We start from the raw sequence: 12,902 nt of genomic DNA, 5'->3' as shown, positions 1-12,902 counted from the left end.
CCGCCGCCGCGGCGACGAGCAACGGCGCGAGGGCGAGCTCGGCGAGCAGCCGCGGCGGCTGGGCGAACGAGTCGTACGCCTGCCGCACCCGCTGCTCGGCGAACCGGCGGGCGGACGGCGGCCGCCGCGGCACCACGACGTCCGGCACGTGCTCGACGCGCCCGCCGCGCGCCAGCACCGTGCGCTCGAGCTCGAGGTTCTCGAAGAGCACCCCGGCGTCGTAGGCGTCGTCGCCCAGCGCCGTACGGCGGAACGCGACCGTGCCGGCGTAGTCGTGGCAGAACGCCCGGTTGACCAGGGTCCGCGCCGTGTCCCAGCGCGCGTGCCAGGGGCTCGGCACGAACACGTTCTGCGGCTCGACGAGGTCCGCGTGGTCCAGCGCCGTGGCCACCCGCCGCAGCGTGGCCACGTCGTACCGCACGTCGTCGTCGGCCACCACGACGCGCGGCTCCGTCGTCGCCGCGAGCGCCGCGCGGACACCGACGACCTTGCCGTTGGCCCCGGCGGGCACGTCCGGGACGGCGAGGCTGCGCACGCGCGCCCCCCACGCCGCGGCGTGCCACTGCCGCACCTCGGGCGGCGACCCGTCCGCGACGACGACGGGCAGGTGCCGGGCCAGGTCGCGCAGGTAGGACGCCAGCTCGGCGAGCTCCTCCGGGTCGACGGCGGCACGGCGCAGCGGGAGCAGGTAGACGGTGTCGGGCACGGGGGCCGCGCCGGTGGCCGACGTGGCGCCCGTCCCGACCGGCGCCACGTCGGCGTCGGGCGGCGTGCGCGGGTCCTCAGGCACGGTCCGCCGCCGCGTCGAGCGGCTCGACCAGCGCGGACTCACCCCGGCTCCAGCACTCGAGGGCGTGCGCGCCGACGTCGCCCTCGATCGCGAGACAGGCGGCGGCGCCGAACAGCACGTCGTCCCGCAGCGCGGGCTCCTGCTCGACGAGGCGGCCCGCGAGGTCGCGGCCCGCGATCTGCTCGTGCACGGCGTCGGCCTCGACGTGCTCGTCGAAGTACTCCGTCGTGGCCGCGTCGTACCCCAGGCGCCGGAACCCGTCGCCGTACAGGCGGCTCGGGATGGACGAGGTCATCTCGAACGCGGCCAGGTGCCCGACGATCGCGCCGCGGAGCCGCCGGTGCAGCCCGAGCAGCGACATCGTGTTGAGCGCGGTGAGCACAGCCACCGGCACGGCGTCGACGTACCGCCCGTAGGTGTCGTCCAGCCCGGCGCCGCGCATCGTGCGCGCGAAGAGCTGCGCGTGCATGCGTCCGTCCTGGCCGCCGCCGTACTCGTCGGCCTGGATCTCGACGAGCGCGGCCTTGGGCGCTCCGCCGAGGCGCGGGACGGCCCACGTGTGGGCGTCCGCCTCCTTGAGCTGGTAGAGCGACTTGAGCACGAGCAGCTCGCGCACCTGCGTCGCGTCCGCACGCTTGGCGACGTGGCGCGCGAGGCGCGGCGGGCCGTCGGCCGCCGCGAGTGCGAAGAGCTCCGTGGCCACACCCGCCGCGTCGGTCGCGGTGCCCACGGGCTGCCCCGCCCGGGCACGGACCGCCGACTCGAACGGGCCCTCCAGGGTCCTGCGCACCGCGAGGAGGTCGGGCTCCCACTCCCAGGCGTCGTCGACGCCGTCGATCCCCCGGTGGTGCAGCTCGTACAGGACCGTCAGCGTGAGCTGGAGGTCGGCGTCGCGCAGCAGGTCGGGTCCGGCGGCGAGCGCGTCGACGACGGCCGCGCGCACCGGCTCGAGGCGGGTGGGCGTCGCACCGTCGGGCGGACCGGCGGTGAGGGCGGCGAGCAGCGCCGTGCTCACCGGACCGCGCGGCCGCGGCACCGGCAGACGCGGGGCGCGTGGGCCCGGCTGCTCCGTCGGCTGTGCCGCCTGCTGTGCCGCTTCCGGGCGGCCCAGACCGCTCGTGGAGTCGTTGTCCCGTACCGCTGTGGAAGTCATGTGCCGGCTCCTCGACGTGCCCATGGGGTGTCGCGCCCCTGCTTGACGCCGACCTCATGGTGCGCAGGATCCGCGCAGGTCGCAACGCGTGCCGAGCCACCGCCCGCTTGCGAGCGGCCCGCCCCGGCCTACCGTCGTCGGTAGTCGTCCGTCCCCCGACAGGAGTCCTCATGACCGAGACCGCCCCGCGCCCGGCGGCGCCGCGACCGACCGACGTCACGGTGACCGCGTGCCCCGACGGGCCGCTCCTGGTGCGCGGCCCGGCTCGGATCCTCGGTCCCGACGGGGAGCCGGTGGCGCGCCACCGGCCGACCGTCGCGCTGTGCCGGTGCGGCGGGACGGCGATCGCGCCGTGGTGCGACGGCACGCACAAGGTGAACGGGTACCGGTCGCCCGAGACGCTCGCGGCGGACGACGACTGACCTCACGGCCGGGCGGCGGGCCCGACCAGCCCGTGCTCGTAGGCCGCGATGACGAGCTGGGCGCGGTCCCGGGCCTGCAGCTTGGCCAGCAGGCTGCCGACGTGGGACTTCACGGTTCCCATCGAGATGGTGAGGGTCCGCGCGATCTCCGTGTTCGAGAGCCCCTTGCCGACGTGCAGCAGCACCTCGGTCTCCCGCGCCGTGAGGCCCGGTGGCGTCCCGGCCGCGCCCGCGTGGGTCGGACCCCGGTCCAGGTAGTGCTCGACCAGCCGGGTGAGGATGCTCGGCGCGAACAGGGACTCGCCCGCGTGCGTGCGGCGGACCGCGTCGACGAGCCGGTCCGGCTCGGCGTCCTTGAGCAGGAACCCGCTCGCACCCGCGCGCAGTGCGGCATGGACGTACTCGTCCAGCTCGAACATGCTGAGCACCAGGACCCGGGTGCCGCCCAGCTCGGCCCGTGCGGCGATCTGCCGCGTCGCCTCGATGCCGTCGCCGTCGGTCATCCGGATGTCCATGAGCACCACGTCCGGCCGCAGCTCCAGGGCCCGCTCGACCGCCTCCCGTCCGGTGCCGGCCTCGCCGACCACGGCGAGGTCCGCGGCACCGCCGACGACGAGGCGCAGGCTGTGCCGGATGAGCGGCTGGTCGTCCACGACCAGCACACGGACGGCGCTGTTCGGGCGGCCGGTCATGCCCGGTCCTCCGGTGCGCCGTCCGGCAGCCGGGCCAGCAGCCGGGAGCCTGCCCGACCGATCCGCACGTCCAGCGTGCCGCCGACCGCCGCCACCCGGTCGCGCAGGCCCCGCAGGCCCTGCCCGGCACCGGCGTGCGGTTGCCACCCGGGGACGGGCCCGTCGTCCGCCACGGTCACGACCAGGCCGTCCCCCTCGCGTCGCAGGGTCACGCGGGCGCGCGTGGGCCCGGCGTGCCGGGCCGCGTTCGCGAGCCCCTCCCGGACGACGGCGCACGCGGTGAGCTGCACACCGGCGGAGAGGTCGGCAGGCTCGGTCACCCCCTCGGTGGCGAGCTCCACCGTGAGGCCGCCGGCGCGCGCGGACCCCACGATGCGCGACAGGTCCGCGAGGGTGTCCGCCGGCCGGAGCGGAGCGGTCCCGCCCGGCGCGCGCAGCACGGAGAGCATCCGGCGCAGCTCGGTCGTGGCGGCCCGGCCCGCCTGCTCGATGTCCGCGAGCGCCCGCGCGTGCTCCTGCGCGCTGCCCGGCCCGGTCGCGGTGCGGGCTGCGGCGGCCCGCACCGTGATGGCGCCGAGCCCGTGGGAGGCGAGGTCGTGCAGGTCACGGGCGATGCGGAGGCGTTCTCCGTGCGCGGCGCGCTCCGCGGCCCAGACGGTGAGCGCCGCCTCGTGCGCGCGGCGCTGGCGCCCGGTGCGGACGACGGCCCAGCCGACGGCGCCGAGCGCCGTGGCCGACGCGGCCACGACCGCGACCGAGGCCGCGACGGGCTGCCTGCCGCCCGCGCCGGCGAGCGTCAGCACGACCAGCGTGAGCACGACGACGGCGACCACCCACGCGCGCGAGCGCAGCACGGGCCGGGCTGTCGGGTCCACGCCGCCGAGTCTAGGGCGGCGCGACCGAGGGCACATCGGACCAGGGTCCGACGGACCCCGGTCGTAGCGGGGCGGCCAGGTCCGGTCCAGGGTCCGATGACGCGACCCGCCGCGGCAGCTGGGATGGGTGCCATGATCCAGATCGACGACCTCACCAAGCGCCGAGGCCCCCGGACCGTGCTCGACCGGGTCTCGTTCACGGCCGAGCCGGGGCAGGTCACCGCCTTCCTGGGACCCAACGGCGCCGGCAAGTCCTCCACCCTGCGCATCCTGCTCGGCCTCGACCGGCCGGACGGCGGCACCGCTCGCGTGGCCGGGGTGCCCTACCGTCGGCTGCGGTACCCGCTGCGCACGGTGGGGTCGATGCTCGACGGGCCAGGAGCCCACCGCTCCCGGACCGCGCGCGACCACCTGCGGTGGGTCGCCCGCACCCACGGCATCCCCGTCCGTCGGGTCGACGAGGTGCTCGCCCAGGTCGGCCTCGCCGAGGCGGCCCGGGTCCGGGTCGGCCGCCTGTCGCTCGGGACCGGTCAGCGCCTCGGGCTGGCCGCAGCCCTGCTGGGCGAGCCGGAGGTGCTGGTGCTCGACGAGCCGGTCAACGGGCTGGACCCGGACGGTATCCGCTGGATCCGCGACCTGCTGCGGGCGCACGCGGACGCCGGCGGCACGGTGCTGCTGTCCAGCCACCTCATGGGCGAGGTGGCCGGTGTGGCCGACGACCTCGTGGTCATCGCGGACGGCAGGATCGTGGCCGCGGGGCCGCTGGACCGGGTCACGGCGGGGTACCGCTCGCTGGAGGACGCCTTCTTCGCGCTCACCGCCTCGCGCGAGGTGGCGCGATGACGCCGCGCGCCGGGGTGCGGTTCCGCGACCTGGCCGCCGCAGAGCTCCGCAAGGCGGTGACGCTGCCCGCCGTGCGGGCGGCCGTGCTGGGCACGGTGGCCGGGTCGGCGGGTCTCGCGGCGCTCAACGCGGTCGGTGCCCGGGGCGCGCTCGGCGCCGGTGCCGCCGGAGCGGGTCCCGTCCCGTCGGCGTTCGACATCGCGTACACCGCCGCGCCGCTCGGTGCGGCGGGTGCCGTCGTGCTCGGTGTCGTGGCGATGAGCAGCGAGTACGCCGCGAGCAGCGCCGACGCGGGCGGGGGTCGTCAGGTGACGGCGACGCTCACGGCGGCGCCCGGCAGGCTCGGGGTGCTGGGCGCCAAGGCGCTCGTCGTCGCGCTGGTGGTCGCCACGACGGCCGTCCTGGCGATCGGGGCGTGCCGTGCGGTCGCGACGCTCGTCCTCGGCGACGCGGCCGCCGAGGCGGTGGGCCTGCGGGAGGCCGTGCTCCGGACGGCCGGCGCGGCCCTCTACTGGACGCTGACCGCGCTCATCGCCCTCGCGGTCACGGTCCTGACCCGCGGCGGGACCCTCCCGCTCGTGCTCCTCGTCGCGAACGGCTCGCTCGTGTCGTTCTCGCTGCTGCTGAGCCGTGTGACGCCGTGGGCGTACTGGCTGCCCGACCTCGCCGGCCGACGTCTGTACGGCGGGCTCACCACGGTGCCCGGCGGACCGGACGCGGTCACGGGCGCCTGGGTGATGACGGCGTGGACCGCCGCCCTGCTCGCCGTGGCCGGTCTCGTCCTCGCGCGGAGGGACGCGTGAGGCCGGGGCAGGTGACGGCGGTGCACCTCGCCCGGACCACCGCCGCCGAGCTGAGCAAGCTGCGCACCCTGCCCGCCGTCGGCCTGACGGCCGCGGCCACGGTGGTGGCCGGTGGCACCGTCGCCGCCCTCGCGGCGTCCTCCGCCGTCGCGGGTGGCGCGTCGCCCACCGCCGCCGGCGTCGTGACGGAGGTGGTCCGGTTCGTCCAGGCGGGCATGGTGCTGGTGGGCGTGCTCCCGGTCGCGCACGAGTCGGCGGGCACCCAGCTGCGGACCACGTTCGCCGCCGTCCCCCGGCGCGCGGTGCTGGTAGCGGCCAAGACGCTTGCCGCGCTGGTCGCGCTGGTGTTCACGGCGGCGGGCACGGTGTGCGCGATGGTGGGGGGCGCAGTGGTGGGCAGCGCGATGGCGGCGACCGCCCCCGCGTGGGGCGTGCCGGGCGAGACGGAGCCGAGGTGGGCAGGGCCTGGCGCTGTGGTGGTGTCCGGCGAGGACCTGGGGCGGCTCGCGGGTGCTGCGGTGTTCCTCGTGCTGGTGGGCGTGCTCGCCCACGCGGTCGCGCTGCTGCTCCGGGAGCTCGTCCCCGCCCTCGTCACCACGCTCGGCCTCGTCCTGATCGTCTCGCCCCTGCTCGGCTCGCTCACCGAGCACGCCCGCTGGCTGCCCGACCGGGCCGCCGCGCTGCTCTGGGCACCGGCCGACCCCGTGCTCGGCCCCGCGGACGGGGCGCTGGTCGCGACCGCGTGGGTCCTGGTCGTGGGTGCGTCCGGCGGTATACGCCTGCTGTCGTCCGACGCCGCGGGATGACGCGAGCCCCCCGACTCAGGCGATCGGGCCCTCGTACCGCATCCAGTGGTCGATCGCCGCCGGTCGCGGGCGGGCCGTCATCCTGGTGTGGACGCCGAGCTCCATGACGAGCTCCGGGTTCCGGGCGACCTCGGACCACACCGGCAGGCCCGGCGCGTTGGGGTCCCCGGTCCGGACGAAGCTGAGCCAGTAGCCGCTGAGCTGGTCCCGCAGCCGGAGGTCGGTCGGGCCGTAGTCGGCGTCACCGTCCACGCCGAGGTTGTCGAAGGCGTACATCACCTCCGCCCCGTGGTACGCACCGTACTCCTCCAGGCCCGCGTCGGGCGGCGTGTGCGTGAAGAAGTACAGGTAGACCGGGGACCGGCCGGGGCGGGCGGACAGTCGTGCCCACCGGTACATCGCCCGGGTGAAGACCCGGTCGGTCTGGGCCTGCAGGAGCGAGTCCAGCACCTGCCCCCGCGTCTCGCCGGGGTACAGGCCGAGGTAGGTCTCGATGTCCTCGCCGTGGTCCTCCCGTGCCGTCGCACGGTACTCCCCGGGCGTCACGGGACCGGGCGGGAAGGCACGGATCAGCAAGTCCTCGTCCGCGTTGCTGCCCAGCAGCATCGGCACGTCGTGCTGGTCGCCCGCCGCATAGACCTCTGCGGGGCTGCGCGGGAGGACGTACCCGTCAACGGACGGCCGCCAGTGCGGCCCCGTCGTCGCCGCGGCCTCGACCACCTGGTGGGCGGGCAGGTCCCGCAGCGCGGCGAGGCTCTCGGCGCCCAGCTCCCGTGCGAGGCGCACGCCCGCGTCCTCGGCGACCGACCGCGTGTCGCTCTGGTCCCCGTCCTCGGTGTCGCCGTCCGTGCCCATGCAGGCGCCGCTGCTGCCGATGATGCCGTCGATCAGCCCTTCGGCCAGGGGCGTGGCACCGAGGATGCACACGCTCTCGCCGCCCGCGGACTCGCCCGCGACCGTGACCCGGCTCGGGTCGCCGCCGAACGCCGCGATGTTCTGCCGCACCCACTCCAGAGCGGCGACCTGGTCCAGGATCCCGTAGTTGCCCGACGCGCCGTACGGGGACTCGTCGGCCAGGTCCGGGTGGGAGAGGAAGCCGAGGACGCCCAGCCGGTAGTTGATCGTGACCACGACCACCTCACCGGTGGCGGCCAGCGCCTCGCCGTCGTACAGGGGCAGGGCGCCCGATCCGGTGGCGAAGCCGCCGCCGGGCACGTACACGAGCACGGGCAGCGCGGCCGAGGCAGGCCGGGGTGCCCGCCAGACGTTGAGGTAGAGGCTGTCCTCGCTGACCGGGTAGGGGTTGAGGAACGTGCCCTCCAGCGGGATGTCGACCACGTGCGCCAGCGCCCTCGTGGCGAACGTCGTGGTGCCCTGGACCGGCACCGCCGAGAAGTGGTCGGCGACGAGCAGCCCGGACCGCTGCGCGGGCGGCAGGGGCGCCCGCCAACGCAGCTCGCCCACCGGGGGCTCGGCATAGGGCACGCCCGCGAAGATCTCGACCGTCCCCGCGTCGTTCCGCACCCCGCTCACAGGGCCCTGCGCCGTCTCGACCGGCTGCGTCGGCGCCCGCTCCGCGCCCCCGGCCACGCGCACCTGTGGCCCGGGGTGGGCGACCACGACGGTGCCCGCCGCCAGCACGCCCGCCAGCAGCCACCCCGCTGTCCGCAGCAGGACGCCGCCCCGCCACCACCAGGGCGCCGTCAGCCAGAGCGCCGCCACCGACCCGGCGACCAGGGCCCAGCCCCGCCACGGGGTGTCGTTCAGCCGACCGAGGACCAGCACCAGCGCGACCAGCAGGGCGAACGGCACCCAGAACCCGGCCGAGCGCTGTGTGGCGCGCGTCGTGTCAGCCACGGGGGTGGACCGCCGCCGCGACGACGACGTTGTTCACGATCGTGGCGGTGACCGTGCGCGCGACGGCCTTCGCCGCGGCTCCGGCGCCCCAGCTGCCGTCCTTGAGCTCCTCCGCGCGGGCGATGACCGGTGACGTCCACGGGATCTCGGGATCGAACTGCGGCAGCGTCCCGCTGCCGTGCAGCAGCGCGGCAAGCGCCGCTGTGCGCTCGGTCAGCTCGGCTCGGTCGACGAGCACCGCGCGGACGTCGGCCAGGAGCGCGGCGCGGCGGCCCGTGTCGCCCAGCGAGAGCACCGACGACGCGAAGAGACCGAGCGCCTTGCGCGACCGCCGGTGCAGGTCGCCGCGCTCGACGAGACGATCGAGCACCGGCTCCCGTAGCGCCGGGCCGGTCGCGGCGAGGGCCGTCTGGACGCACCTCGGCTTCTCGGCGACGTACGCCCAGGTGGTGCGTAGCAGCGGATCCGACGGCGGCCGGTCGGCGACGGCCTCGACCTGCAGCGCGCCGAGCCGCCCGGTGCTGGTCCTGACGTGGCCGCCGAGTGCGAGGTCCGCGAGCACGGCGCCCCCGAGCACCCAGTAGAGGGTCGGCTCGCCGGCGATCGACCCGCCACCTCCCGCCCGTGAGCCGCCCGGTTGGAACAGGAGCAGGAGCAGGTCCTCCACCAGGGTCGCGGTCCGGCCGAGGGCCGGGACGCCGGGTCCGCCCTGCGCCGTTCCCGGTGCGTGCTGCTCGGGTCGCTGGTGCTCAGTCATGGTCAGGTCCCTCCTGGGTCTCCGTCTGCTGACGGGCGAGCGTGTTGGCGCGGACGAGGACGTCCAGCTGCGCCGGGTTGTACAGCCCCGTCACGGCCTCGACGAACGTCTCCGCGGTGACGAGGCTGCTCCTGGACAGGTGCGCGGCAGGGTCGGCGAGCCACGGATGGTCGCGAAAGCTCCGGGCGAGCGTCGCCGCGAGCCGCTCGGCCAGCCGCTGCCGTGTCGCCTCGTCCGCGTCGGCAGGCAGCCGGTCGATGTCACCGCCGAGGTTTTCGGTGTCGGCCGCCGCCATCTCCCGGACGTCGGCGAGCGCCTCCTCGTCGTAGAGCTGCGTGTAGATGTGGATCATCGAGCTGTCCGCCTCCGAGAGCCGGGACGCCACGGACGCGAACCCGGCGGGCGTGTGCGCGGGCGAGCGCTCGCGCAGGATCGCGGCGATCTCGGCGCGCGCCCGGGTGAGGCGCTCGATGCTCGCCCCGAGCTCCGCGTCGAGGTCGCGCAGGGCCTCCGGTGCGGGGTCCGTCGCTGCCTCCACGTCACCGACCTGGGCCAGCGGCATGCCGAGGTCCACCAGGCGGCGGATCCGCAGCAGGGTGACGAGGTGCTGCACGCCGTACTGCTTGTACCCGTTCCCCTGGCGCTCGGGCTCCTCGAGCAGGCCCGTGCGGTGGTAGTGACGGACGGCGTTCACCGTCGTCCCCGCCAGCTCGGCCAGCTCGCGCGTGCTCCAGGCCATGCCTCCTCCTCACCCGCCGTCCGGTCGTCGGCTGCTGCCATCAGAAACCGTGTGGTCGGCACAGGGTCAAGGGACGACCAGGGTGGCGCACGCCTCATCCGCGACCCGTTGACCCTGTGCCAGGAACACGGCTTCTACTCCCGGTCATCGGCAACCACGCCGACCGGAGAAGAGGAGCACGCCATGCCCGCCGTCGAAGAGCTCGTCCAGAGCTTCCAGGGGCTCGTCACACATGTCCCCGAGATCGTCCAGCCGTTCGTCGTCCTGCTCGCGGCGGCGGTCCCGTTCCTCGAGGGGGAGGTCGCGTCGCTGATCGGCGTCGCCGGCGGGATCCACCCCGTCGTCGTGGCGGTCGCCGCGGGCGCCGGCAACTTCGTCAGCGTCCTGCTCGTCGTGCTCCTGACCGCTCGGGCCCGCACCGCGGTGACGACCCGGACGGCGTCACGTCGGCCCGCCAAGCCCGAGTCGAAGGGCGAGCGCCGGTTCAAGCGGTGGCTCGTGCGGTTCGGGGTGCCGGGTGCGAGCATCCTCGGGCCGCTCGCCATCCCGACCCAGTTCACGTCCGCGCTGCTCGTCGCCGGCGGGACTCCGCGCCGCTGGGTGCTGCTCTGGCAGGCTGTGGCCATCGCCGTCTGGACCACCGTCGCGACGGTGTCCGCGTGGGCCGCGCTGACGTACGTCGTCGGCGTGTAGCCGCCCGCCGCCCCTCCCGGTGCGCAGAGTCCGGCGTACCGGGAGAATCGTGGCGAGGCCGCGGATGACCCGCACCCAGGACGGCGAGCACGCCTCCGGCGAAGCATCCCGACCCCGGCCGGACGGAGGCAGTGGGATGGCCTGGAGCACCCGTGAGCTCGCCGATCTCGCCGGGACGACGGTGAACGCGGTCCGGCACTACCACCAGCGTGGCCTGCTGGACGAGCCGGACCGGCGCACCAACGGCTACAAGCAGTACGGCGTCCCCCACCTCGTCCGCCTGCTGCAGATCCGGAGGCTGCGCGACATCGGCGTCCCGCTCGGAGAGATCGAACGTCTCGGCGCCGAGGTCGGGACCTCGCGCGACGTCCTGGTGGCGATCGACGCGGAGCTCAAGGAGACGATCGCACGGAGCGAACGGACGCGTGCCGAGATCGCCGAGATGCTCCGGCACGGCTCCGTCACGGAGGTCGTCACGAATGTCCCTGAGGGCTTCGCCCGGGTTGCTCCGCGTCTGTCGCCCGCCGAGCGCTCCCTCACTCTCGTCTACTCGCAGGTGTTCGAGCCCACGGCGATGGACGACGTCCGCGAGATACTCGAAGCCGACGCCGACCCCGCGACTGCCGCGTTCGAGTCTCTGCCCGCCGATGCCGACGAGGAGACCCGGGACCTCCTTGTCAACCAGTTCGCCGACACGCTCGCCAAGACGTTCGTGACATACCCCTGGATCACCACGCCGGAAGCACACCTGCAGCAGGACCCGGCGTCTGCGGGAGCGGCGATGGGCGAGACGATCCGCGCGCTCTACAACCCGGCGCAGCTCGACGTCCTGGCACGGGCCACCTCCCTCGCCCGTGCGCGAGCGGGCGGATGACGCGGGGGGACTACCGCAGGCGGTTGGGACTTCCCTGGGACACAGGACCCGTCGGTGTTTCGACGTCGCCGACCCAGGAGGCCCGGTCACCAGGAGTTGGTGACCGGGCCCACTTCATCTGCACTGGTGGCTGCAGGCGGCGAGCCGGTCATCGCTCGGTGCCCACCGGAGACGGGTGAGTCACGCAGGGCTAACCCGGCTCCGGCAGTGACGTGTCCGTGCCGGCCGATGAGCCGAGTCGGACGTCGCTGATGTCGATCGAGACGATGAGGGGGTCCGGGATCGCCGTGCCGTCGCCGTCACGGACGAAGATCTTGCGGCTGCCTGCGAGGAGCAGTCCGTCGGCCCAGAACTGGTCGGTCATGTACTCGACGCTCGGGGACCCGCCGGCGATGTCGACCTCGTAGTCGCGGCGGCGGAGCACGCCGTCCGCGTCCGCGTAGAGAGTCTGCGTCGGGGTGTGCGTTGCGATCTGCGGCGGGTAGGTGACACGCAGTCGGTCGAGCACGGTGCCGTCGGGCTCGGTCCACGGGCCGATCTCCTCGATCTGCACTCCGGGGAAGGTGAACGACCATGGCTCGGTGTTGTAGGTCCACATGGCGTAGCCGGTGAAGTAGGCGAGCTGCAGCCGGGTCCACGGGGTTTCCAGGTCGTGGCCCTCGAAGGTAGTGCGCGGGTCGTCGACGGCCTCGATGACCTCATCGCCCTCCTCGGTCGCGCGCACCATCTCGACCCGGTCCGCGGTGAACCGGGTGCGCACATCGGGTGCCCCGAAGCTCTCCAGGCTGGTCTCCTGGTGGCGCAGGTCGACCGTGAACCGGCCGTGCTCGGCGACTCCGGCGACCTGCTTGAGGCCCCAGAAAGCGCCGCCGAACGAGCGCTCGGCACTGATGGTGGACACCTCGGCCCAGCGGGCACGGCCGCCGTGGGCTTCGAGGACACGGTCGAGAAGGTGGGTCGGGCTGGTCATGAGCATTCCTCTCAGGCGGCGGCCGTGGTGGTCTTGGCCGCCACGAGCTCGAGGACGAGGCGGGCGGCCTCGTGCGGGTACTGGAAGATCGATGCGTGCGCGGCATCGGGGAAGATGTGCAGCCGCGCGTCGGGGATGAGTCCGGCCAGCGTGTGGCTCCCCGGTATGCCGGATCATGGGGTGGTCGTCGCCCTGCAGGATCAGGGTCGGTTGGGTGATGGCGGTGAGGCGTCGGAGCTTGCTGGAGGCGAGCAGGTCGCGCGCCATCTCGGCCACGGTTCCCGGAACCGTTCCTGTGGAGGCGCCCACTCCGGCGTTGTCGACGAGGATGACCTCGCGCTCAGCGGCGATGTCGTCGACCAGGTCGGGATCCCAGCTGTCCAGGTTCCCGCGGAAGTGCTGCCGGAAGACGAGGGGGAAACCGTCGGTGCTGCGACCGAAGCGGCGGTAGGCGTACTCGATGCCGTTCGCCGCGACGACCGTGCCGGTCTGGACGGTACGGGCGGTGATCAGGCCGTTGTCGGCGTTGTCCATGTGCAGCTCCATCCTTGTGCCGATCGGGTGACCGCCGGCATGGACGAAGGTACGGAGCACGTGCAGATCCAGCGTGCTCCTCCGAGGGACAGGC

General features: G+C 74.7%; 14 protein-coding genes. 6 read left to right on the top strand and 8 right to left on the bottom strand.

Annotation, left to right across the window (positions count from 1 at the left end):
- Together HLB15_RS10015 and HLB15_RS10010 are read right to left on the bottom strand one after the other, a co-directional pair.
- On the bottom strand, positions 1–790 hold a 790-nt coding region (locus HLB15_RS10015; protein ID WP_171105148.1), incomplete at its 3' end, for a glycosyltransferase family 2 protein.
- The gene (locus HLB15_RS10010) at positions 783–1,943 is read right to left on the bottom strand and encodes an iron-containing redox enzyme family protein (protein ID WP_171105147.1); all 1,161 of its coding nucleotides are present in this window, start codon (positions 1,941–1,943) and stop codon (positions 783–785) included. The genes HLB15_RS10015 and HLB15_RS10010, both read right to left, overlap by 8 nt.
- A 170-nt stretch (positions 1,944–2,113) precedes the next feature.
- Between HLB15_RS10010 and HLB15_RS10005 the strand changes: the two genes are divergently transcribed.
- Entirely contained in the window at positions 2,114–2,365 is a 252-nt protein-coding gene (locus HLB15_RS10005) for a CDGSH iron-sulfur domain-containing protein (protein ID WP_171105146.1), read from the top strand.
- Positions 2,366–2,367: 2 nt separating this feature from the next.
- On the opposite strand, the gene HLB15_RS10000 is transcribed toward HLB15_RS10005, so the two are convergent.
- Both HLB15_RS10000 and HLB15_RS09995 read right to left on the bottom strand, forming a co-directional pair.
- On the bottom strand, positions 2,368–3,057 hold the full coding sequence (locus tag HLB15_RS10000) for a response regulator (RefSeq protein ID WP_171105145.1): 690 nt from the start codon (positions 3,055–3,057) through the stop codon (positions 2,368–2,370).
- The gene (locus HLB15_RS09995; RefSeq protein WP_212759714.1) at positions 3,054–3,932 is read right to left on the bottom strand and encodes a sensor histidine kinase; all 879 of its coding nucleotides are present in this window, start codon (positions 3,930–3,932) and stop codon (positions 3,054–3,056) included. Before HLB15_RS09995 ends, HLB15_RS10000 begins: the two co-directional genes overlap by 4 nt.
- Positions 3,933–4,064: 132 nt before the next feature.
- Between HLB15_RS09995 and HLB15_RS09990 the strand changes: the two genes are divergently transcribed.
- The 3 genes from HLB15_RS09990 to HLB15_RS09980 are packed head-to-tail and all read left to right on the top strand — an operon-like array spanning position 4,065 to position 6,384.
- Entirely contained in the window at positions 4,065–4,775 is a 711-nt protein-coding gene (locus HLB15_RS09990) for an ABC transporter ATP-binding protein (protein WP_171105143.1), read from the top strand.
- The gene (locus tag HLB15_RS09985; protein ID WP_171105142.1) at positions 4,772–5,578 is read left to right on the top strand and encodes an ABC transporter permease; all 807 of its coding nucleotides are present in this window, start codon (positions 4,772–4,774) and stop codon (positions 5,576–5,578) included. The genes HLB15_RS09990 and HLB15_RS09985 overlap by 4 nt, the downstream gene beginning before the upstream one ends.
- Positions 5,575–6,384 carry an ABC transporter permease gene (locus HLB15_RS09980; RefSeq protein ID WP_171105141.1) on the top strand — a complete coding sequence of 270 codons (810 nt, stop codon included), beginning with the start codon at positions 5,575–5,577 and terminating at the stop codon, positions 6,382–6,384. The genes HLB15_RS09985 and HLB15_RS09980 overlap by 4 nt, the downstream gene beginning before the upstream one ends.
- 15 nt (positions 6,385–6,399) lie before the next feature.
- On the opposite strand, the gene HLB15_RS09975 is transcribed toward HLB15_RS09980, so the two are convergent.
- The 3 genes from HLB15_RS09975 to HLB15_RS09965 are packed head-to-tail and all read right to left on the bottom strand — an operon-like array spanning position 6,400 to position 9,737.
- On the bottom strand, positions 6,400–8,241 hold the full coding sequence (locus tag HLB15_RS09975) for a carboxylesterase/lipase family protein (RefSeq protein ID WP_171105140.1): 1,842 nt from the start codon (positions 8,239–8,241) through the stop codon (positions 6,400–6,402).
- Positions 8,234–8,998, bottom strand: coding sequence for a GOLPH3/VPS74 family protein (locus HLB15_RS09970; protein ID WP_212759713.1), 765 nt, complete (start codon positions 8,996–8,998; stop codon positions 8,234–8,236). Before HLB15_RS09970 ends, HLB15_RS09975 begins: the two co-directional genes overlap by 8 nt.
- On the bottom strand, positions 8,991–9,737 hold the full coding sequence (locus HLB15_RS09965) for a helix-turn-helix domain-containing protein (protein ID WP_171105139.1): 747 nt from the start codon (positions 9,735–9,737) through the stop codon (positions 8,991–8,993). The genes HLB15_RS09970 and HLB15_RS09965 overlap by 8 nt, the downstream gene beginning before the upstream one ends.
- A 183-nt stretch (positions 9,738–9,920) precedes the next feature.
- Here HLB15_RS09965 and HLB15_RS09960 point away from each other — a divergent pair, with 183 nt between their 5' ends.
- Both HLB15_RS09960 and HLB15_RS09955 read left to right on the top strand, forming a co-directional pair.
- The gene (locus tag HLB15_RS09960) at positions 9,921–10,430 is read left to right on the top strand and encodes a small multidrug efflux protein (protein WP_171105138.1); all 510 of its coding nucleotides are present in this window, start codon (positions 9,921–9,923) and stop codon (positions 10,428–10,430) included.
- Between the two features lie 136 nt (positions 10,431–10,566).
- The gene (locus tag HLB15_RS09955) at positions 10,567–11,304 is read left to right on the top strand and encodes a MerR family transcriptional regulator (protein ID WP_171105137.1); all 738 of its coding nucleotides are present in this window, start codon (positions 10,567–10,569) and stop codon (positions 11,302–11,304) included.
- 190 nt (positions 11,305–11,494) lie between these two features.
- Here the strand turns inward: HLB15_RS09955 and HLB15_RS23735 are convergent, their stop codons facing one another.
- Positions 11,495–12,868, bottom strand: a complete 1,374-nt coding sequence (locus HLB15_RS23735) for an alpha/beta fold hydrolase (protein WP_212759712.1) — start codon at positions 12,866–12,868, stop codon at positions 11,495–11,497.
- Between the last annotated feature and the right edge of the window lie 34 nt (positions 12,869–12,902).

This window comes from Promicromonospora citrea (assembly GCF_013004695.1).
GTDB lineage: Bacteria > Actinomycetota > Actinomycetes > Actinomycetales > Cellulomonadaceae > Promicromonospora > Promicromonospora citrea.
The sequence above is the reverse complement of the archived record's forward strand: the minus strand, read 5'-3'. Positions and strand labels throughout refer to the sequence as shown.

What these genes read in the sequence shown, in the direction of transcription:
- HLB15_RS10010 (WP_171105147.1), bottom strand. Translation starts at nt 1,943, where the DNA reads ATGACTTCCACAGCGGTACGGGACAACGACTCCACGAGCGGTCTGGGC.
- HLB15_RS10005 (WP_171105146.1), top strand. Translation starts at nt 2,114, where the DNA reads ATGACCGAGACCGCCCCGCGCCCGGCGGCGCCGCGACCGACCGACGTC.
- HLB15_RS10000 (WP_171105145.1), bottom strand. Translation starts at nt 3,057, where the DNA reads ATGACCGGCCGCCCGAACAGCGCCGTCCGTGTGCTGGTCGTGGACGAC.
- HLB15_RS09990 (WP_171105143.1), top strand. Translation starts at nt 4,065, where the DNA reads ATGATCCAGATCGACGACCTCACCAAGCGCCGAGGCCCCCGGACCGTG.
- HLB15_RS09985 (WP_171105142.1), top strand. Translation starts at nt 4,772, where the DNA reads ATGACGCCGCGCGCCGGGGTGCGGTTCCGCGACCTGGCCGCCGCAGAG.
- HLB15_RS09970 (WP_212759713.1), bottom strand. Translation starts at nt 8,998, where the DNA reads ATGACTGAGCACCAGCGACCCGAGCAGCACGCACCGGGAACGGCGCAG.
- HLB15_RS09965 (WP_171105139.1), bottom strand. Translation starts at nt 9,737, where the DNA reads ATGGCCTGGAGCACGCGCGAGCTGGCCGAGCTGGCGGGGACGACGGTG.
- HLB15_RS09960 (WP_171105138.1), top strand. Translation starts at nt 9,921, where the DNA reads ATGCCCGCCGTCGAAGAGCTCGTCCAGAGCTTCCAGGGGCTCGTCACA.
- HLB15_RS09955 (WP_171105137.1), top strand. Translation starts at nt 10,567, where the DNA reads ATGGCCTGGAGCACCCGTGAGCTCGCCGATCTCGCCGGGACGACGGTG.